The organism is Kitasatospora sp. NE20-6 (assembly GCF_045862635.1).
Genome location: NZ_BPRL01000044.1, coordinates 30,664 through 49,494, shown reverse-complemented (window position 1 = coordinate 49,494; position 18,831 = coordinate 30,664). Strand labels below are relative to the sequence as shown.

The 18,831-nt window shown below is 72.0% G+C and carries 17 protein-coding genes; 10 read left to right on the top strand and 7 right to left on the bottom strand.

Features of this window, described 5'->3' with window-relative positions:
• Positions 1–32: 32 nt before the first annotated feature.
• Positions 33–1,073, top strand: coding sequence for an SDR family oxidoreductase (locus SNE206_RS26965; protein ID WP_407916098.1), 1,041 nt, complete (start codon positions 33–35; stop codon positions 1,071–1,073).
• Between the two features lie 447 nt (positions 1,074–1,520).
• On the opposite strand, the gene SNE206_RS26960 is transcribed toward SNE206_RS26965, so the two are convergent.
• Both SNE206_RS26960 and SNE206_RS26955 read right to left on the bottom strand, forming a co-directional pair.
• The gene (locus SNE206_RS26960) at positions 1,521–2,177 is read right to left on the bottom strand and encodes a DUF6461 domain-containing protein (protein ID WP_407916097.1); all 657 of its coding nucleotides are present in this window, start codon (positions 2,175–2,177) and stop codon (positions 1,521–1,523) included.
• A 270-nt stretch (positions 2,178–2,447) separates the two neighbouring features.
• Positions 2,448–3,149: a transglycosylase family protein gene (locus tag SNE206_RS26955; protein WP_407916096.1), complete on the bottom strand. Its 702-nt coding sequence runs from the start codon at positions 3,147–3,149 to the stop codon at positions 2,448–2,450.
• 1,368 nt (positions 3,150–4,517) lie between these two features.
• Between SNE206_RS26955 and SNE206_RS26950 the strand changes: the two genes are divergently transcribed.
• The gene (locus SNE206_RS26950) at positions 4,518–4,940 is read left to right on the top strand and encodes a MarR family transcriptional regulator (RefSeq protein WP_407916142.1); all 423 of its coding nucleotides are present in this window, start codon (positions 4,518–4,520) and stop codon (positions 4,938–4,940) included.
• A 275-nt stretch (positions 4,941–5,215) separates the two neighbouring features.
• Here SNE206_RS26950 and SNE206_RS26945 read toward each other — a convergent pair whose 3' ends face one another.
• From SNE206_RS26945 to SNE206_RS26935, 3 genes are all read right to left on the bottom strand, one after another.
• Entirely contained in the window at positions 5,216–6,697 is a 1,482-nt protein-coding gene (locus SNE206_RS26945) for a DHA2 family efflux MFS transporter permease subunit (protein ID WP_407916095.1), read from the bottom strand.
• A 324-nt stretch (positions 6,698–7,021) separates the two neighbouring features.
• Positions 7,022–7,183 carry a hypothetical protein gene (locus SNE206_RS26940; RefSeq protein WP_407916094.1) on the bottom strand — a complete coding sequence of 54 codons (162 nt, stop codon included), beginning with the start codon at positions 7,181–7,183 and terminating at the stop codon, positions 7,022–7,024.
• Positions 7,180–7,464 carry a hypothetical protein gene (locus SNE206_RS26935; RefSeq protein WP_407916093.1) on the bottom strand — a complete coding sequence of 95 codons (285 nt, stop codon included), beginning with the start codon at positions 7,462–7,464 and terminating at the stop codon, positions 7,180–7,182. The genes SNE206_RS26940 and SNE206_RS26935 overlap by 4 nt, the downstream gene beginning before the upstream one ends.
• A 600-nt stretch (positions 7,465–8,064) precedes the next feature.
• On the opposite strand from SNE206_RS26935, the gene SNE206_RS26930 reads away from it, so the two are divergent.
• The 4 genes from SNE206_RS26930 (at position 8,065) to SNE206_RS26915 (ending at position 12,192) form a co-directional block, all read left to right on the top strand.
• Positions 8,065–8,307, top strand: a complete 243-nt coding sequence (locus SNE206_RS26930) for an ABC transporter permease (RefSeq protein WP_407916092.1) — start codon at positions 8,065–8,067, stop codon at positions 8,305–8,307.
• Between the two features lie 60 nt (positions 8,308–8,367).
• Positions 8,368–9,108 carry a PQQ-binding-like beta-propeller repeat protein gene (locus SNE206_RS26925; RefSeq protein WP_407916091.1) on the top strand — a complete coding sequence of 247 codons (741 nt, stop codon included), beginning with the start codon at positions 8,368–8,370 and terminating at the stop codon, positions 9,106–9,108.
• A 51-nt stretch (positions 9,109–9,159) separates the two neighbouring features.
• Complete coding sequence (locus SNE206_RS26920) at positions 9,160–11,640, top strand: hypothetical protein (protein WP_407916090.1); 2,481 nt, start codon at positions 9,160–9,162, stop codon at positions 11,638–11,640.
• Positions 11,641–12,027: 387 nt separating this feature from the next.
• The gene (locus SNE206_RS26915; protein WP_407916089.1) at positions 12,028–12,192 is read left to right on the top strand and encodes a hypothetical protein; all 165 of its coding nucleotides are present in this window, start codon (positions 12,028–12,030) and stop codon (positions 12,190–12,192) included.
• 250 nt (positions 12,193–12,442) lie between these two features.
• On the opposite strand, the gene SNE206_RS26910 is transcribed toward SNE206_RS26915, so the two are convergent.
• Complete coding sequence (locus SNE206_RS26910) at positions 12,443–12,646, bottom strand: hypothetical protein (RefSeq protein WP_407916088.1); 204 nt, start codon at positions 12,644–12,646, stop codon at positions 12,443–12,445.
• Between the two features lie 317 nt (positions 12,647–12,963).
• On the opposite strand from SNE206_RS26910, the gene SNE206_RS26905 reads away from it, so the two are divergent.
• The 4 genes from SNE206_RS26905 to SNE206_RS26890 all read left to right on the top strand — a co-directional run bounded on the left by SNE206_RS26905 (position 12,964) and on the right by SNE206_RS26890 (position 18,074).
• On the top strand, positions 12,964–14,841 hold the full coding sequence (locus SNE206_RS26905; RefSeq protein ID WP_407916087.1) for a hypothetical protein: 1,878 nt from the start codon (positions 12,964–12,966) through the stop codon (positions 14,839–14,841).
• A gap of 425 nt (positions 14,842–15,266) precedes the next feature.
• Positions 15,267–16,082 carry a hypothetical protein gene (locus SNE206_RS26900; protein ID WP_407916086.1) on the top strand — a complete coding sequence of 272 codons (816 nt, stop codon included), beginning with the start codon at positions 15,267–15,269 and terminating at the stop codon, positions 16,080–16,082.
• A gap of 188 nt (positions 16,083–16,270) precedes the next feature.
• Complete coding sequence (locus SNE206_RS26895; protein ID WP_407916085.1) at positions 16,271–17,221, top strand: hypothetical protein; 951 nt, start codon at positions 16,271–16,273, stop codon at positions 17,219–17,221.
• A gap of 262 nt (positions 17,222–17,483) precedes the next feature.
• Positions 17,484–18,074: a hypothetical protein gene (locus SNE206_RS26890; RefSeq protein ID WP_407916084.1), complete on the top strand. Its 591-nt coding sequence runs from the start codon at positions 17,484–17,486 to the stop codon at positions 18,072–18,074.
• Here the strand turns inward: SNE206_RS26890 and SNE206_RS26885 are convergent.
• Entirely contained in the window at positions 17,992–18,822 is an 831-nt protein-coding gene (locus SNE206_RS26885) for an IS5 family transposase (protein WP_407916083.1), read from the bottom strand. The genes SNE206_RS26890 and SNE206_RS26885 overlap by 83 nt on opposite strands.
• Positions 18,823–18,831: the final 9 nt, after the last annotated feature.

Here is an 18,831-nt window from a genome sequence, read left to right as displayed (position 1 = left end):
GACCACCTGTCCCTGGAAGTGAGGCAGGCGCAATGCCGACCTCGGAACAGCGCGTCCTCGTCACCGGCGGGTCCGGCTTCATCGCCGGGCACTGCATCCTCCGACTGCTCGAACAGGGACACTTCGTTCGCACCACCGTCCGCTCCCCGGAGCGCGAACCCGCCGTGCGCGCGGCCCTCGCCGACGCAGGGATGACCCGCGGCGAGCGCCTCGAATTCGTCGCCGCCGATCTGATGAGCGACACCGGATGGGTCGACGCCGTGAGCGGATGCGACGCCGTCCTGCACGTGGCCTCGCCCGTGCACATCGGCAGGGTCAGGAACGAGCAGGACGTCATCGGCCCGGCCCGCGAGGGCACCCTGCGCGTACTGCGCGCGGCACGCGACGCGGGCGTCCGGCGAACCGTGCTGACCTCGGCGTTCCACGCGGTCGGCTTCGGGCACGGGCACACCGACCGCACGTTCACCGAGGACGACTGGTCGGTGCTCGACGGACCGGGCATGGACGCCTACGGCAGGAGCAAGACCCTGGCGGAGCGCGACGCCTGGGACTTCATGACCGCGCAGGGCGGCAGCATGGAACTCGTGGCGCTGCTGCCGGTCGCGGTCATGGGCCCCGTGCTGGGCACCCAGGTCTCGGGCGCCAACCACATCGTGCAGCGCAGCCTCAACGGTGACATGCCGGGCTATCCGAACATGTGGGTTCCCGTCGTCGACGTCCGTGACGTGGCCCTGGCCCACGTCACGGCCATGACCAGCCCCGCCGCAGCCGGCCGGCGGATCCTGCTCCCCGGTGGACCGGCGCTGTCCATGCACCGGATCGGATCGATCCTGCGATCGCACCTCGGCGACGCCGCCCACCGGGTGCCGACCCGCACCGTCCCCGATGTGCTGGTCCGGCTGGCCGCCCTCTTCTCCGCGGAGTTCCGGCCGGTCGCTGCGGACCTCAACCACGTCAAGAAGGTCTCGGACGACCGGGCCCGTCGTGTCCTGGGCTGGCAGCCCGGGTCGCCGGAAGAGGCCGTCGTCTCCTCCGCCCGCAGCATGCTCGACAAGAACCTCGTCAAGAACTGACGGCCGTACGACGCGACGCGGTGACGCCCGTCGGGGGAGGGGGCTGCACCAAGGGCGACGCCCGCGACCCCTCGTTGCCTTCTTCGTGGCTCCGCAACGGGGCTCCCGGCCTCCGGCCCGGCATGGCTGTTCCCCTCGGGTGTCCAGCCGACGGCGCTGTTCCGTGGCCGGCGGCGCGGACGGCGGTGAGGGTCGGACTCATCCGCGCCTCATGATCGCAGCCAGGCACACGGCGTCACCACCGACCAGGGGCTGTCTCTCTGGTGGTCTGCGGGCCCGGACGAGGATGGCGGCGAAGTGGGGTGCGGCTTGGTGGGGTGCGGCTTGGGGCGATGGCGAGTTCGTCGGTGCGCATGGCCGGGCCGCGCCACTGCTTGAAGCGGTTGATGCACCGCTCGACGGTGTGACGTCCACCGGTCGAGTCCGGTCGATCAACGGCTCGACCCGTCAAAGGGCCATGCTCTGGTCGGCGAGCAGGACGGCCGGCAGCGGGGCCTTCAGGACCATGGCCCGGGGGAGTGTCAGACCGAATTGCCGCTCCAGCACCCCCAGGGTGGTCCGGTGCACCTCCCGGTGCGCTCGTTCCTCGTCCGGCAGACCTTCTGTGCTCAGCAACTCCGTGACCTTGTCAACGAGTTCCGGGTCTCCGGCGACCTGGCCGTTGCCCCAGGAGTCGTCCAGGTGCAGATTGAACGAGCAGACCGTCCGGCCGTCCCGGTGGTAGTGGAAGGTCGGCGGCACCGGCTTGCCGTTCTCCTCCTCGTACTCCAGCAGGAAGACGTCGGCCCCGCCCTCGGAGATCGCCGGATCGTTCCGGAATTCCCCGAACCAGCCCCCGTACGCCACCGCGAAGGTCCACTCGCCGCTCACCCCCAGTCGCAGCCCGATCCCGTCCCAGGCGTCCCCGTACTCCGAGTCCAACTCCTCGACCAGCCCGTCCCCGGTGAGCTCCCCGACCGGCTCCACGGTCCGCTCCGACCACTGGGCCGAGGCCGCGATCCGCGCCGCCAGCACCTCCATCCCGAGCCCTCGGGCCAGGGTCACGCCGTAGCCGCCGAAGGCAATGCTCCGGGGCTCCGCGAGCCAGGCGATTCCGTCCGTCATGCAGGTGATCCTGCCGCACGACACCGACACGCCCGCCCCGGGCCGCCGGACTGCTCCGACCCGGCCGCCCGCCCGGCCCGATCAAGGAGACAGCTCCTGGGTCAGTCCGACTCCGGCTCCGACGATGATCCGCCGTGCAGAACCCAGGCGCCCTGCGACGCGCGGGCAGCGGCCGGCGCGCGGGTCCACGCACGGCGCTGGACACCCGCGGCCCACACGCCGGAGCCGGCCGCCCCTCGGAGGGGTGGCCGGCCGTGGTCCGACCAGGGGTCAGAGGTCCAGCACCTGGTTCGGGAAGATCAGGTCCGGGTCGCCGCCGATGGTCCGGATGTTCTTCGCGTACAGGCTCCGCACGTCGGTGCCGAACGTGACCGCTATCTCGCTCAGGGTGTCGCCGCTCTTGACGGTGTAGGTGCCGGTGGGGGCGCCGTTCCCCAGGGAGTTGACCGGGGCCGACGGCCCGGCCTGGGCGGGCCCGGACTCGGGAGCGGGCCTGGCCGGCTTCGGAGCCCGGGCCTTGGGCGCGGTCGGCTTGGCCGTGGTGGCGGTGTTGACCCGGGCCGGTGCGCCGCCCCTGGTCAGACCGGCCTTCCTGGAGCAGACCGGCCAGGCGCCGGGCCCCTGCGAGGCGAGCACCTTCTCGGCGACAGCGATCTGCTGCGCCCTGCTGGCCCGGTTCGCCTGCGGCGCGTACGCGGTTCCGCCGTACGCCCGCCAGGTGCCGGCGGTGAACTGCAGGCCGCCGTAGAAGCCGTTGCCGGTGTTGATCGACCAGTTGCCACCGCTCTCGCACCGGGCGACGGCGTCCCAGGTCGAGGCGGAGGCGGCCGAGGCCGAGGGGGCCGAGACGAGGCCGGCCACCGGCAGCGCCGCGACGGCGGCGCCGGCCACGACGGCCACGCGGACTCGGTTGCGCTTGGTGGTGGCCTTGGTGGAGGTGGTGGCAGGGGTGGTCTCGTGACCGGAAGTCATGAACATCCTCTCGACAAGCTCTGGGCAGGCATGGGGAACCAGGCCCCGGTGGGGCCCACGTTGCGCTCACCTCACTCGATGGGCGGCCGGGTACGTGTCCGACGTACCGTGCCGCCCCGGCCCCCCGCTCGCCGCCGGCCCGTTCCGAGCTCGGCCGGTCGGCGGGCACGGCCCTCGCACCGGGGGTCAGCCAGCGGGCCGTGCATCGGGGTGGACCCAGGTGGTGCTCGTTGCACCGCCCAAGAAGCTACGGGTGGTTGCGGTCAGTCATCAAGTAATTCCCTTACGTTGCAGGTCAGTTGATTGTTACCAGCGGTAAGGGTCGGGAAATCGGGCCGGAAATAACACCTTTTGTGAGGGTTTTCATGATCGAAAGGGCCGCCGATGCGCCCCCGATCACACCAATGCCCCGGCGAAGCCGCCCGCGTGCTCCACCCGAAGCGATCGTCATGTGACGATCCGTCACGGAATCAAGCGGAGTTCCGGATTCCGCCGCCTGCCTTGGTGGCACCGGCCACAGCCGTCACCCGTCGCGCCCGGAGAAGTCGCACAGCGTCATGGCCCGCCGGCCCGTACCCGGCGCAGCAGGTCAGCCGCCGCGCCTTCGGCGAGAGGCGCGCGCCCCGTCGACACCCCCCACCACCGCCAGGAACTGCTGCCACGTCAGCGAGGCCACGCACGCCCCGGCCACGAACGCGTCCCCGCCGCCGCACCACCCGGGCCGCCCCCCTCCCGTCACCGGCGCGGCGAAGTGCGGCGCCGTCGTCGGTCGACCGTCGTCAGGTCCGTGAACCGCAGGAACGTCCCCGCGGCGCCTCGCCCCAGCCCCCGTCGGACCCCGTCCCCGGCCTTCCGTCAGCCGCGGTGCCGGCCCCGCCGGGCACGGCCGCCGGCGCCTTCGTGGACGCCGGCCGCCGCAGCCCCGACAGTCCGTGCACCGCGACCACCACGGGCAGAAGCACCGCGACCGCCAGCGTCCACGGCTCCCACCCGGCGAGCGCCTCCGGCGGCGCGCCCCAGTACCGTCGCCAGCGCCGCGTCCAGGACGACGAAGCGACCGCGCACGCCGCGCCCACCCCGCGCGCCACCCCCGACGCCCCTCCTGCGCCACCAGCACCCCGACCGCGCCCGGCGGCACGGCCACTTCCGGGCCGCCGGGCCCTTCGAGGAGCTTGAGGTGATCCCGCGGCGACCATGCGTACCGCACGACGTCGCAGCTCAGCGGGGTAGGGGGAGGGACGTGCCGTGACCCGATCCCCTCAGGGAACCGAGTCTCCATCCGACCCGGTACGGTTCAGATCCGGATGGGCCGGATATAAGGTCGTTCGTGTGAACGGAGTGCAGCTTTTCCTGCTGGGGCGGACGCTGATGAAGATCGGTGAGGAGGCCATCCCCACCGACACCCTCGACGAACGGCCGATGAGTACACGGTCGGTGCTGATCGTGATGCTCGACATCTACGCGCACCCGGACACGACGGTCGGTGGGATCGCGGTCCGCTCCGGTCTGCCGCAGAGCGCGGTGTCCGCCTGTGTGGCCCGGTTGCGCGAGAGCGGGTCGGTGGTGGCACGGACCGATCCCCGGGACCGGCGCCGGACGTTGGTGCGGCGGAACCCCGAGGTGACCGACCGTCGTGCCGAGGTCGCCTCGACCCGTATCGACGACGCCCTCGCCACGGCGCTCGGGACCGGTGACCCGGTGGAGGTCGCCGAGGTCGTCGCCCTCCTGGAGACCCTGGCCCGGAGGTTGCCGCCGGACGTGTCGGCCCGGCTCGCGCCGGAGTCGGCCTGACCCGCGGGAGACACGGGGGCCGCGGTGAACCCCTGTTCGGCGGCGTACCGGTTCCCTGCGAGTGGTTTCACCCGGGAGCTGGTGTCCTCGACGTAGCGGGACCCGTTCCTCGGGCCCGGGTTCGAGCGTCGCAGGTCCGCCGCTGAGTATCACGTCGGGGCTCCGTGCGGTCATGGCGTCGTCTCCTCGGGGCGCAGATACGAAGGCGGTGACGTCACCGCCTGGACGGTGACGTCACCTGTGCGGCCAGGATCGGCCGTCCTGCTGAAGCAGCTCTAAACGCCGGTTGCCTTCGACGAGTCGGCGGATGCCCCGGTGGGTGCTGGGGCGGGTGTTGTCGTCGGTGTTGCGGTGGTGTTCGTCTCCTTGGCCCGGCCGCGTACCAGGAAGCAGGCCAGCGCGCCTGCCACGACCACCGTGATGGGCAGTGCCGCGGTCGTGTGCAGGGTCGCGACGAAGGCGTCCGCGTACGCCTTCCCGGTGGCCAGTTCCGCGGTGAGCCGGTTCTGGAGGAGGGCGCCCACGGCGGCCGCGCCGATGACCGAACCGATCTGCCGGATCGTGTTGTTGACCCCGGACGCCGCTCCCGCGAGCCGCGGATCGACGTTGCGCATCGCCTCGGCGGACATCGGCGCGATCACGCAGCCGATACCGAGACCGGTGACGACGGTGGCCGGGACGAAGGCGTACCAGGGGGAGGCGGGGCCGGCGATCAGCGCGATCGCCGCGATCCCCACCGCGTACAGGGTGAGTCCGGCCATCAGCAGGTACTTGCCGCCGATCCGGTCCGAGAGCCGGCCTGCGAAGGGGCCCACCGTCATCGACACCAGGGAGGACGGCGCGAGGACCAGGCCGGCCTTGATCGCGCTCAGGCCCAGGACGGACTGCAGGTAGAGGTTGAAGGGCAGAACCAGCCCGATCATCGCCATCGACACGAGGGCGACCAGCACCGTCAGCACGGAGAAGTTACGGTCCCCGAAGAGCGCGAACGGGACGAGCGGCTCACTGTCCTGACGGCCGCGCTGGTGGAGGAGGAACCCGGCGGCCAGCACCGCACCCGCGGCCGTCAGGGCCCAGATGCCCGCACCCCAGTGGTAGTGCTCGCCCTCCTGCAGCGCGAAGGTCAGGCAGAACAACGCACCGGTGGCCAGCAGCACGCCCAGGACGTCGAAGGTGTGCGTCCGGCCCGTCCGTACGTCGGGTACCAGCAGGAAGGTCAGCACCAGCGCGGCGATCCCGATCGGCACGTTCACCAGGAAGATCCAGCGCCATCCCACGGTCGAGACCAGCACCCCGCCCAGGGTCGGACCCGACAACGTGGCCAGTCCCGCCACCATGCCCCAGATCCCCATCGCCGTGCCGCGCCGCTGCGCGGGGAAGACCGACATGATCAGCGTCATCGTCTGCGGTGTGAGCAGTGCCGCGCCCAGGCCCTGCACGCCGCGGGCGGCGATCAGCATCCCCGGGCCGGTCGCCAGCCCGCAGGCGATGCTGGCGGCGGTGAACACCACCACGCCGGCGACGAGGAGGTTGCGCGGGCCCCACAGGTCGCCGAGCCGCCCGGCGGTGATGAGCAGCACCGCCAACACGAGGGCGTAGCCGCTGACGACCCACAGGGTCTGGTCCAGGGTCGCGCCCAGTGCGTCGATCATCTCGGGGATCGCGATGTTCACGATCGTCAGGTCCAGCAAGGTCATGAAGAACCCCAGTGACACGGTCACCAGTACCGCCCAGGGGTTCCCGGCCCACTTCCGCATGTGTCCGCTCCTCTCGTGCCGTTCGCCGGGAGCAAGCGTAATACATCTTTTTTGATGCATCAAGATAGATGGATATCGGAGGTGCAGGAACCCTGCCCCACCGCTCCGGCCTCACCCGGGACGTCACCGGACGAGGCCACCCGTACCGGGCCGACGGCGCACCGGACCGCCCTCGGCGCGGCCGACCCGCGGGCACACAGCCGACCCCGGAAGGCCGCCGGGCCGCCCTGCCGAGCCTGTCTGCCGGGCCCCGTCATCGCGGCAACAGCAGCAGCAGGCGGAGACGGCCCGGAGCGCCTCCGGCGGGCAACGCGCCGGGGCGGGTCAGCGCCAGTGGAGTCCGAGGTCGGCGAGTTGGTCGAGCCGGGCGCCGATGAGCTTCGCGCGGCGTGACTTCGTGGTGGAGGTCCACACCCCGAGTTTCACTTCGGCCACGCCGCTGTCGCCGTCGGGCAGCTCCTCGGTGTGGCCACGGGCGGCGGTCACCGTCCTGGTTCGCTCCCGGTGCCGGGCGAGCGCGGCCAGGCCGCGGTCGAAGGCGTTCGGTTCCCGGTGCCGGGCCTCTTCGCCGTGTTGTCCTTCTCGGCGGGGGCGGCATTCGGCCGGATGCCGAGTGCGGCCGGTCGGATCCGCTGTTCGTCCATGAGGACCTGCCGGACGATGTGCTGGCGTTGGCGTTCCATCCACCTCCCGACGTCCAGGCCGTGGACCGTCACGCCCGGCAGCAGGTCGGAGAGTTCGGCCCCGCCCTCGATGCACTCGACCACGGCCGCCCAGCGACGTTGCCAGTCGATCGGCCCGCACCAGGGTGTCCGTGAGTCCCGTCGTCCAGTGTCATCGCGCCGGCTCGGCCCTGGTCTCGCCGGCCGTCGTCGTGGCTGGGCCGACCGCCTGGACACCGAGCCGATTCCCGCCCTTTCCGGCCGCGCCGGTCGCCTGCCGTCCTGCCCCCGCCCGCTTGCCCCGCCCCCGTTCGCCTCGACCCACAGCCCCGGCGGCCGTACAGGCACCGCCTGACCTGCAAACTTGCGAGATCGCCGGACTTTGCAGCACCCCTGCCGTCCGTGATCGCGTCGCCCAGTCCCTGTGGCGCAGAACCCACCGGGCCATCGCTCGACAGATCCACTGCGAGCAACGACGCAGGAAGGCTCTCGAACCACCGCTGCAGTACAGGGCGGGGCGTTCCCGTGCGGAGCAGCAGTGAGTCACGGAAAAGGCTCGGCAAATACGCTGAGTCATCGTCACTCGCGGTGCATCTTGACAGGTGTGACAGGAGGGGCGCCTACTGAAATGGTGAAGCCACCTGCAGGCGGCAAGTCCGCCCCGGCTTTGCAGACAAAACCGTACACCGTACAAAAGGTGCGGAAATGAAAAGCAGAATGCGGCCACGGGGCTGGATCGAGACGTTCCTGGCCTTGGTGAGCGGAATCGCCTTCGTGGTAACGCTGGCCTGGCCCGACTGGATCGAATCGGTTTTCGGCGTCGACCCCGACCAGCACAGCGGCGCCCTTGAGTGGGTCATCGTCGCTCTCCTCTTCTGTGCCGCCGTCGGTTTCTCACTGCTGGCCCGCAGTGAATGGCGCCGACCCCGCCCGCTGCGCACCGAATAGACCGGAGCCGGGTTCCTTCGGTGAGCCACCGGACCCGCGCAGGTGATTGGGGGTCAGCTGGTGGAATTCCCCCGCGGGGTGGCCGACGAGCGCGGCCGACGTGCCGTGGTGCACGACCGCCACGGCACGCTCATCGCCCTGCGCCTGGTGGACGGTACGGAGCTGTGGCGCCACGGGCGGGAATTGCGGCCCCTCGCCGTGCTGGACCGGGTCGTGGTGGCCCTGCGCGTCGGCACCCAGGCCCCGGCGGCCGCGGTGGTGGTACTCGACGTCGACGACGGCGGCGAACGCTGGACCTCGCCGCCGCTGCCGCTGCCGGACTGGGTCCGGCCCACGCCGGACGACACACCCGCCTTCACGCTGCACACCGAAGCCCTCGGGCCCGACCGGCTCGCGCTCCGCTGGGTCGCACGGTCGTGGTACGGCGGGGGCGCGCCACCCGACCGGGAACGGCTGGCGGAGCAGACCCGGGAGGCGCGCGGCGGGATCCTGGTCGACCTGACCGGCCCGTCACCGGAGGTGTCCAGCGGCCTGCCCGACGCCGAGCAGGCCAACCGGGAGCCGCCGAACGCAGAACCGCCCGAGCCGGGACCGCTGGAGTCCGCCTCTGCCGGACAGCCTCCGCTCGCCCCCGACGTGGTGCGGGCCGCCCGGGTCGGCGATCTGCGGATGGAGCTCGCGGTCGGCCCGCACACCGGCGCAGTGCTGCTGCGCGCCGTGGACGTCCGCACGGACTCGACGAGGTGGGAGGTGGAACTGGACGCCACGACCGCCCGCCGTCCGCCCAGGCTTCGCCCGTAGCGGTGCCCGGGCGGCACCGCACGGCACGGCCCCACCATCCAGGAGCACGCCATGACCATCTCGGACCAGGAACTGGCCCAGGTCAAGAACATCAGCGTCGAGCAGGTCGAGTTCCTGCGCAGGAGCCGCGGCACGACCAACGACACGCTCTACGAACTGCCGGAGGCGACGCTGCGCCGGGCGCTGCTCAGGGTCGAATACCCCGACATGCCCACGGCCCGGGCACGGTTCCGGCTCCAGCAGGCCCGCGGTGACGACGGGGCCCTGCCACCGCCGAACGCCCTGGGCCGGGCGCGGGAGCAGCGGCGTTCCCTGGTGGAGCGTGTGGCCCCGCCGCCGCGGACGGCCGGTGTGCCGACCGCCGTTCCGGGCACCGGGCCCGTCGTGGGTGGGCCCGAACCGGTGGCCGGGCTGGCGCTGGCCGGTTGGAGGTGGCTCGGCCCGGGCAACATCGGCGGCCGCACCCGCGGCATCGTGGCGCACCCCGACGATCCGGAGCGGATGTGGGCCGTGAGCGCCGGCGGTGGCGTGTGGCACACGGAGGACGGCGGCAAGCAGTGGGCGGCCGTCGACGACTTCCTCGACAACCTGGCGTGCACCTGCATCGCGATGGACCCCTCGAACCCGGACACGATCTACGCCGGTACCGGGGAGGGCTTCGGGAACGTGGACGCCATCCGCGGCGGGGGACTGTTCCGCACCACCGACGGCGTCACCTGGGCACCGATCGCAGCCACCCGGAGCGCGGACTTCCGGTCCGTGAACCGGATCGCGGTCTCCTCCGACGGCACGGTGCTGCTCGTGGCCGGGGCGACGGGCCTGTTTCGCAGCTCCGACCCGGCGCGCACGACCTGGACGAAGGTACTGGACGCCAGGCTCGGGGACGTCAGGTTCGACCCCGCCGACAGCAGCCAGGCGGTCGCGGGCGCGGTGGTGGACGGCGAGGCCTGGTTCAGTCGGGACGGTGGCGTCACCTGGCAGGCCTCGGACCACGGCCCCTGGACGGGCCGGGTCGAACTGGCCTACGCGGTCAGGAACCCCGCGATCGTCTACGCCTCGGTGGAGATGAGGAGCGAGAAGAGCATCGGCCGGATCTGGAGGTCGACGGACGGCGGCGAGACCTACCGGCCCAGGCGCGTCCTGGCACAGGATGGCACCCGGGCCCCGTACCTGGGCTCGCAGGGCTGGTACAGCAACGCGATCTGGGCCGGTGACCCGACCAACGAGAACCTGCTGGTCACCGGGGGCGTCAACCTGTGGCACAGCACGGACGGTGGCGACCACCTGGCCGAGATCAGCACCTGGCAGGCCAGCCCCGAATCGGCGCACGCCGACCAGCACGCCATCGTCTCCCATCCCGACTACGACGGCGCCGGCAACCGCATGGTGTTCTTCGGGAACGACGGCGGCGTGTACAAGGCGGACCTCTCCCGGGCCGGCACCGAGCCGAAAGCACCGTTCCTGAAGGGATGGACCGAACTGGTCAACAACTACGGCGCCACCCAGTTCTACGGCGGCGCCGGCCACAGCGGTACCGGAACGATCGTCGGGGGTGCGCAGGACAACGGCTCGCTCTGCTTCACCCCCGCGGACGGAACCGAGCGCTGGACGGAGTTCTTCGGCGGCGACGGCGGCTGGTGCGCGTCGGACCCGACCGACCCGAACGTCTTCTACGGCGAGTACGTCTTCCTGAACATCCACCGCAACACCGACGGGGCGACAACCGACGACACCAAGGGCGACCGTTACATCAGCGGCCAGTTCTTCAACCGCGCGATCGGCGCATGGGACTGGAAGCCGCCACCGTTCCGCATCGAGGACGCCAGAACCAAACAAGCCCTGTTCATCGCACCGTTCGTGCTGGACCCGAACGACCCGGAACGCCTGTTCGCCGGCGGCGTGTCGCTGTGGCGGACCGACAACGCCAAGAAGCCGAACACCTTCACCTCGGGCCCCGGCTGGCAGGCGATCAAGCCCGGTACCAAGTCCCTGATCAACCCGCCGATGATGTCCCGGATCAGCGCGCTGGCGGTGACCCCCGGCGACTCCGGCACGGTCTGGGTGGGCCACGAGGACGGCCAGGTCTTCCGTTCCACCGATGCCACCTCGGCCACCCCCGCCTGGCAGCGCATGGGCGAGGCCGGCCCCGACCGGCTGCAGCCACAGCGCTACTGCACCTGCATCACCGTCCACCCGGCGCATCCGAACACCGTCCACGTCTGCTTCGGCGGCTTCGTGAACGGCAACCTCTGGGTCACCGAGGACGCCGGCGCGCACTGGCGCAACCTCGCCGCCCCGTTGCCCGCCGCCCCGATCCGGGCCCTCGCGGTGCATCCGCGCCACGATCGGTTCCTGTACTGCGGGACCGAGGTCGGCCTCTTCGCCAGTGAGGACGCCGGCACGACCTGGTCGCCGACGAACGAGGGTCCGGCCAACTGCTCGGTCGATGAGCTGTTCTGGATGGAGGACGATGCGAAGGACGTTCTGATCTGTGTGACCCATGGCCGGGGAATGTTCCGGATCGAGCTGTGACATCCCGGAGGCTGCGGCGCCGGAAGCCCTCGACCGGCCCGGGGCCGCCGCCGTAGCCGGCGTCCACGGAGACGGACTCGGCAGCCGTAGGTGAGGGCGACGCTGCCCGGGTTCGAGGCACTCGCCGACACGACGCCGTTCCGGCGCGGGGACGAACCGGGCCGGACCTGGGAGACCGGGAAGAACCGGGTGTTCGCCCACTGCAGCTGACACATCACGAACCGGTCGGAAGGGCGGCCACCAAAGATCGCGCAGGCCAAGGCCGGACCGCTCACGGGCCCACTGCCCTGCCCGGCGAGCTGCCCGACCGTCACCGACCACGGCCAAGGGCACCCCGGTGCCCCGGACCGCCCTGGACGCCGGCTCACCGGCACGGAGACCGTCATCGTGGTCGTCGTCCTGGTCATCGCCGCCGCGCCGACCGCCGCGCCGACCGCCGCCGGCCAGCCGATGTCCGGCACGATGGAACTCCCCGGTGCCGCCGCCTGCACCGCCTGCCGTACCGTCACAGGACTGCGCGAGCCCGGTCGGCCCGCCGCGGACGAGAACTGACGGACACCCATGGGACGGCGTGAGAACGCCGCCGCCGCGGGCACCAGGCAGTCCGAGGTGCTCGCAAGCCGGCTGCGCCGACACCGCGAGCGCCGCGGACTCTCCCACGTGATCGGATCCCGGCGCCAGTGTTCGAACTTCGTCGGGACAAGGTTCCACCCGTCGGACTCCGACGAGATCCCGGCCCCACCGGACCGGCGGCGGTCCCCTCGGGTGTGTGTCCGGGGGACCGCCGGTGCTTCTCCGTTTTCTAGAGGGCGGTCAGGAGGATGCCGATCAGGGCGAGGCCGAGGGTCATCGCGCTGAAGAAGGCGAGGGTGCCCCGGTCGACGGCTGCGGCCACGGGTGCGCCGCCCTGCCGGGCGGTGCCGTAGCCGAGGATGCCGATGACGGCGCTCAGCACGAGGAGCACGGTCAGGGCGAGGAACACCTGCAGGAGGGCGTGGGCGCTCATGCGGCACCTCCCCGGGTGCGGCTGCGGCGGGTCGGGCTGCTGGTGCGGAGCTGCTGCCCGTTGCCTGCGGGCGGCGTTCGGTCGAGCATGGCTGTTCCTCCCTTGTGAGGTGCGGGGCCCGCCGGGACGAAGGTGCAGGAGCCTTCCCGGCGAGCCTTGTGGGTGCTTCAGTTCTACGGTCCCGGGGAATGTCCACCAAGCCGGACAATGCTCTGACCTGGACTTTTGTGACATTGTCGAATGTCCTGACACGGGCTGGTGCCGGGGGCGAGGATTGTCCGGCGCCGCATCGGGCGCGGGAAGGCGGCGGACATTCGATGACGACGAGCCCAAGACGGAAGCCGGGGCCGAAGCTCAAGGAAGACCCGGCCGGGATGGGCTACGGGTCGCCCGAGGTCAATGCGCTCATCGCGAGGGTCCACCAGATCCTCAACCAGTCCGGCGCAGGCCCGACCTCGATCGCCAGGAGCCGGGGCATCGACAAGCAGCAGGCGGAGCGGCAGTTGCACGAGCCGCAGCCCGCCTGGCACCACATCGAGTTCGCCGTCCGGCACTGCATCGAACTGGTCGGCGGTCAGGACCGGCACGGCTGGCTGGAGGAGGTCCGCGGGCTCTGGACGAAGGCACAGCCCGCCGGCGGGCCCGCTCCGCGCACCGCCGCAGCTGCCACTGAGCCGGATTCCGGGTCCTTCACGGGGCCGGGGATTCTGGGGCCGTTGCTGGACCTTGTCCTCGAAGGGCGGCACGGCTTGGTGGCGGAGCAGGTGCTCGCCGCCATGCCCGGGACCGCCGGGGCGGTGGAGGTCCTGCAGGAGGTCGGGCGCCGCAGCCCGGCCGCCGCGGCCGCCGTGCTCCAGGAGGCGGCCGGGCAGGCGGGCCGGGAAGTGGCCGACGCCTGGATGGAGGCCCTCGCCGACAGCGCGCAGGACGTCGCCGCCGCGGTGCGGCGACACCTGCCGCCCGACGAGCCGGAGCCGGCCGAGCCGGCCGAGCCGGTCGCGCCCGCCGTGAGCGTTGCCGACCTGGACCCGCTGGCCTTCGACGGCCGGCGCCTGGCGCTGCTGGTGCGCCGTGGCGAGACGGCCCGGGCCGTCACGGACGTCCTCCTGCAGACGACGCCCGAACCGACGGACGACGACGCCCGGCCCCGGCGGCGGACGGGCCTGGACGAGGCCACGGCACGGGCGGCCATCGGTCACGAAGGTGTCCGTACCGAGGACGCCACCCGCCTGGTCCTGGCCCTGCGCCAGGGCGACGCGCACGACGCGGGCACGCTGGCCGCCGTCCTCGGGGAACTCGTCGTGCGCGACCACACCGAACTCGCAGCCCTCGTCCTGCAAGAGCTCCACCAGGAGGAGGAAGCCCTCACGGCGGCCGTCCTGCGGGACGTCCCCCGCCCCCGCGCGCTCGCCGTCCTGGCGGCCTCGACCACCACACGCCGCGGCAGGCACGGCGCCACCAGGGCGCTGGTCGTCCAGGCTCCCCCGACGGTTGCCGCCGACTTCCTGCTCGCCGCCGCGAACGCCAGCAAGACGGCGAAGGAGCCGGTCGACCTGCTGCTGGAGATGCCGCACCAGGCCGCGGTCCTGCAGCACATGGCGGCGGGCGATTACCAGCAGACCGCCCGGGTCCTCAACGCCGTGGCCGAGGACTGGGACCTGACCGGCGACGACACGCCCGAGCGGCTGATCGCCCGGTCGTTCCTGCACGTCGCCCGCACCGACCCGCCCGCGGCCGCCCGGGTCCTGCTCCAGTTCCTGCGCTTCAGCACCCGCAGCGCGGCGGACCTGCTGTTCCTCATGGAGACCGCATCCGCCGAGCGGGACGCCACCACGGTGATCGCCCGCACCGTCACCTGCACCCTCGAACTCGACCCGCAGAGGGCCGCCGTCCTGATCGCCCGCATGGCCTGCCGGGTGGACTTCCCCATCCGCCTGCTGGAACGGGTCGCCATCGGCAACCCCGCCCACAACCGCCTGCTCGCCGCCGGAATGATCGCCCAAGACCTTCCGCACGTCCGCTCCCAGATCCCGGCCATGATCCGCCAGCAGGCGATTACCCTCACCACCGAACTCCTGCAGCACCTCGGCCGACTGGAACCCGAAGCCCCCTGGAACCTGATACGCCAGGCCCTGACGGACGGAGCCACCCCAGCAGCCCTCGCCAACGCCGACGCCTACGTCGCAGGACTGTGAACGCCACGGCGGTCCATGAGCAGCACACCGGCTACCGCGGCGTGACCGCCGAACCACGCCGCGGCACAGGACACTCCTGCCGTACGTGAGCCGGCCCGACCCGGCACCACCGGAAGAGGAAGCACCCCCGCCAGGCCGGGCCCTTGAGCACAGGCCCGCCCCGGTCCACACCACGACACACCGGTCCGCCGGATCTGTCAGCGCTCGACGCGGCTGCGCACCGCGAGGGCGGCGAGGCCCAGCGTCAGGCCGTCGAACCGGCCGCCCACCGGCCCGCACCCACCCACACCGGCCCCGTACCGGCCGCCGTCCGAGCTTGTCCTTCAAAGCCGAACCGGGCCGGTTGCGGCGTGCAGCATCGGGCGGCCGACCGCCCCGCGCAAATCCGTTGGCACCGACAGCCTTCAGATGGCAAGACTGCACCGGTGAACACTCTGCCGCCGTTGCCCGGCCCGCTCCCTCTGCCGGCACCGGACGTGCGTGCCCGCCACGTCGTTCCTGACTATGCGGACATGCACGCCTTGGTGGCCGACCTGGTACTGCCCGCCGACGCGCCGATGTACGTCATGAGCGCACTGGAAACGACCCGCGAGCTCATCCGGCACTCCTACTACCGGTACGAGTTCGCCACCGTGGCCGTCACACACTCCCTGTTCGCTCTGGAACACGTCCTTGCCGAGCGTCTGGCGATCGACGAACCACTCCAGGACCTCATCGAGCAGGCCACCGGCGCAGGGCTCGTCACGGCCGAACTCGCCGCAGAACTCGACCGCAGTCGACGACTGCGCGACGAACTCACGCAGGGCACCGCGACAAGTGCCGCCCTCGATCCGACCAGGGCCATCGACATGGTGCGTGCCGTCTTCGATGCCGTTTCCCTGCTCCTTCGCCCGGCATCCGAGGCAGAAGCGGCAGTTGTCGACCTGAGCGGAACACAGGCTGAAGAACGACTCGCCCGTCTGTGGGAGGAACACCGGCATGCCCTGTACCCCGACAGCTTCCGCGGCGTCGACATCGAGGGCGTGGAGCTGATCCTCCTGGACGCCGATGTCGCCGGACTTGTCCGGAGGGAGCTGAACGGCGGGCTCGATGACCACGGCATCGCCGTTCTCTGGGCGTGCATCGCCGACCTCGACAAGATCGTGCCCCTGATCAACTCGGAGTACTGCGCCTCCTACTTCGCGAGACTTCGGACGATGGCCAAACTCGCAGCGGCGCGCTCCATCCCCACCGCGACCTGACCATGTGCGACCGGGACGTCGAGGCCCGCCCTGCCTGTCGGTGGGGGTGTCCAGTGTCGTGCGAAAACCCCTTGCTCCCCGGCCTGCCGGCTTGGTGGGATGCGGGGGCTTCGACGGTGGGAGGGGACGGCTTGGCGGTGTTCGGGTGTGCGGGCTGCGGTGCGGTCCTGACGGCGGCGGTGTCGGAGGTGGCGCTGCCGATCCACCTGGCCGACACCCACTGGGAGGAGCTGCATCCGCCGCTGCTGGAGGCGGGGACCTATGCCGTCGACCCCGAGCCGTACGGGCAGCCCTGGCGGCGGTGGGACGAGGTCGGAGCGCAGGAGGCGGTGAAGCGGGGGCGGTTCGCACCGTTCGGCGCGCTGTCCGACGGGCCGTCGGACAGCGTCCTCCTCGCGCCCGGCGACATGCGCGGCACCGGGCTGATCCTCGAGCGGGCCGGGGGCTACTGCATGGGGATCGACGGGAGGGACGGGCCGAACCTCGCCTGCCTGGGCTGCGATCTGCCGGTCGCAACGAGGATGGACGACTGCGGGTGCTGGCAGGTCGTCCGGCTCGTCCCGCAGGCGGTGGTACGGCTGCCCGGCCCGCCGGAGCGGCCGGTCATGGACTGGGCGGAGCTGCCGGCCACCGGCGCGCTGTGGCACCGGCTGAGCGAGTACCGGGACATCCCGGCGGGCGCGGCCCTCGCCCAGGTGGTGGTGGCCGCCGGGGGCGCGCCGGTCGAGGCGGCGCCCGGGCCGGTCGCGGCGCTCCTCGGCCTGGCACTCGGCGCGCTGCTGCCCGCCGGGGAGGGTGCGAAGCGGCTGGACCTGGCCGGGCCGGGGTTCGGGGAGCCGGCCGCCGACCTGGTGCTGGTGCCGGTCCATCCGCAGACCGGAGACATCTGGCAGCCGCACACCGGGGCGGTGCCGGTACCAATGGATGCTGCGCTCTGGGCCGAGCTCGCCTTTCCGCCGCACCGGACCCGGCTGCCGGTGGTCGGCGGGCTGCCGGCCGGCGTGGAGCGGGACGACCCGCTGCCGCCGCACCCGTGGTACCCGGTTCAGCCGTCCGGGGAGGCGTTCCGGTACACGCTCGCTCGGATGCCCGCCGTCAGGGAACCGTGGCTGCGGGCGATCTACGACCGCGGATACTGACCGGCCGCAAGTAGTGCGGACCCGGGCCCCGGGTTCGAGGTAGACGATGCGGCTTCGTCAGGGAGCGGCGCTCCCCGCTTCAGGGCTTCTCGATCTTTCGAAGCAGCTCGCCCTCGGTGCAGGTCTGGTCGGCGTCCAGAGTGAGAGCGTGGTGGTGAACCGGTCTGTAGCTCGATGACCAGCAGCTTTCGGGTGGTGGCGGTGTTGGGGTGGTCGGCTGCGGGCAGCCAGCGAGGAGTTGGCTTGGTCGTGGAGGTGTGGGATGCCGTCGGTGATCGCTTTGTTGGAGGTCCGGGAGGCGCGGGCCCGGGAGGATCTGGAGTCCTGGCTGGGGATGCTTCGGGAGGCCGAGGTGCAGGCGGAAGCGGCCCGGCAGCGGCTGGAGCATGCGCGGATCGCCCGCGAGGAGGTGGCGCTCATGTTCGCCGAAGGGTCGACCGCGGGCCAGGAGGGTGGCGGGGCGTCACCAGCGCCGACTGTGGTGGAGGAACCCGTGCGTGTGGTCGGGACAGTGCCCGCGGGTCCGGTGCTGAGGGAGGGCTACGATGCCCGGCCGCCGGTCTGGCGGGCGGGCCTGGGGGCCGATGCGTTGTGCGGGGCCTACCGGCAGGTCTTCGAGACGGCCCTGGCCGCACCGGGGCCGGTCACGGTGCAGGAGCTGACCCGGGCACTGGGACGGGACGCGGCGCGGTTGAACGAGGTGGAGAAGGTGCGCCATCGTGCCTATGCGCTGGAGGCGCGCGGCTGGCTGCTTCGTGAGCGGGGCCTGTTCAGGCCTGCCGCTGGTCCAGGCGCTCGGGCCGGAACTCCGGCCAGTGCAGGCGCTCCTTCGCCAGCTTCCGCGTCAGGGTGATCAGGCCGGCCCACCACACCATCTGCGTGTGGTGGTCGGGCCGGCGCTCGTGGTCGCGGTTCAGTCGCCGGGCCCGTGAGAGCCAGCCCAGCGTGCGCTCGACCGCCCACCTGCGTGCGAGCACCACGAATCCCCTGGTGCCGTCCGGGCGCTTGACGACCTCGACCCGCACTCCGTGCGCCGCGAACGCCTCCGCCAGGGTCGGGCCCTGGTAGGCGGTGTCCGCCCAGACCAGTTTCAGCAGGCGTCCGGGCTCGGCCATGAACGCGTTGATCAGTTCCGGGGCGGCCACCGAGTCGTGCACGTTCGCGGGGGTGACGGTGACCTCCAGCAGCAGACCGCCCGTGTCGGTCAGGATGTGACGCTTGCGTCCGTCGCGCCGCTTGTTGCCGTCGATCCCGCGCGTGGCGGTGGGGCAGGTCTCCGAGCCGTCCACCGACTGCGCGTCCATGATTCCCGCGCTCGGCTCGGCCACCCGGCCCTCCCGCTTGCGCTGCAGGCGACGTAGCCGCTGGTAGAGCTCGCGCACGTATCCGTGGCGCGACCAGCGGCGGAAGAAGTCGTAGACCTTGCGCGGGGCCGGCAGGTCGACGGGCATCGCCCGCCACTTCGCACCGTTGTCGACGACGTAGCGCACCGCGTCGACCATCTCACGGTGGCAGTAGGCCTCGGGGCGTCCGCCCCGGCCCTCCAGCCAGGCCGGCACCGGCATCGAGCCCTTGACCTGGGCCCATTCCGCATCCGTCATGTCGGACGG

Bases quoted from the DNA above. Each gene is read 5' to 3' on its own strand.
- SNE206_RS26965 (WP_407916098.1), top strand. From the start codon at position 33: ATGCCGACCTCGGAACAGCGCGTCCTCGTCACCGGCGGGTCCGGCTTC.
- SNE206_RS26960 (WP_407916097.1), bottom strand. From the start codon at position 2,177: ATGACGGACGGAATCGCCTGGCTCGCGGAGCCCCGGAGCATTGCCTTC.
- SNE206_RS26955 (WP_407916096.1), bottom strand. From the start codon at position 3,149: ATGACTTCCGGTCACGAGACCACCCCTGCCACCACCTCCACCAAGGCC.
- SNE206_RS26950 (WP_407916142.1), top strand. From the start codon at position 4,518: ATGAAGATCGGTGAGGAGGCCATCCCCACCGACACCCTCGACGAACGG.
- SNE206_RS26945 (WP_407916095.1), bottom strand. From the start codon at position 6,697: ATGCGGAAGTGGGCCGGGAACCCCTGGGCGGTACTGGTGACCGTGTCA.
- SNE206_RS26930 (WP_407916092.1), top strand. From the start codon at position 8,065: ATGAAAAGCAGAATGCGGCCACGGGGCTGGATCGAGACGTTCCTGGCC.
- SNE206_RS26920 (WP_407916090.1), top strand. From the start codon at position 9,160: ATGACCATCTCGGACCAGGAACTGGCCCAGGTCAAGAACATCAGCGTC.
- SNE206_RS26910 (WP_407916088.1), bottom strand. From the start codon at position 12,646: ATGAGCGCCCACGCCCTCCTGCAGGTGTTCCTCGCCCTGACCGTGCTC.
- SNE206_RS26905 (WP_407916087.1), top strand. From the start codon at position 12,964: ATGACGACGAGCCCAAGACGGAAGCCGGGGCCGAAGCTCAAGGAAGAC.
- SNE206_RS26890 (WP_407916084.1), top strand. From the start codon at position 17,484: ATGCCGTCGGTGATCGCTTTGTTGGAGGTCCGGGAGGCGCGGGCCCGG.
- SNE206_RS26885 (WP_407916083.1), bottom strand. From the start codon at position 18,822: ATGACGGATGCGGAATGGGCCCAGGTCAAGGGCTCGATGCCGGTGCCG.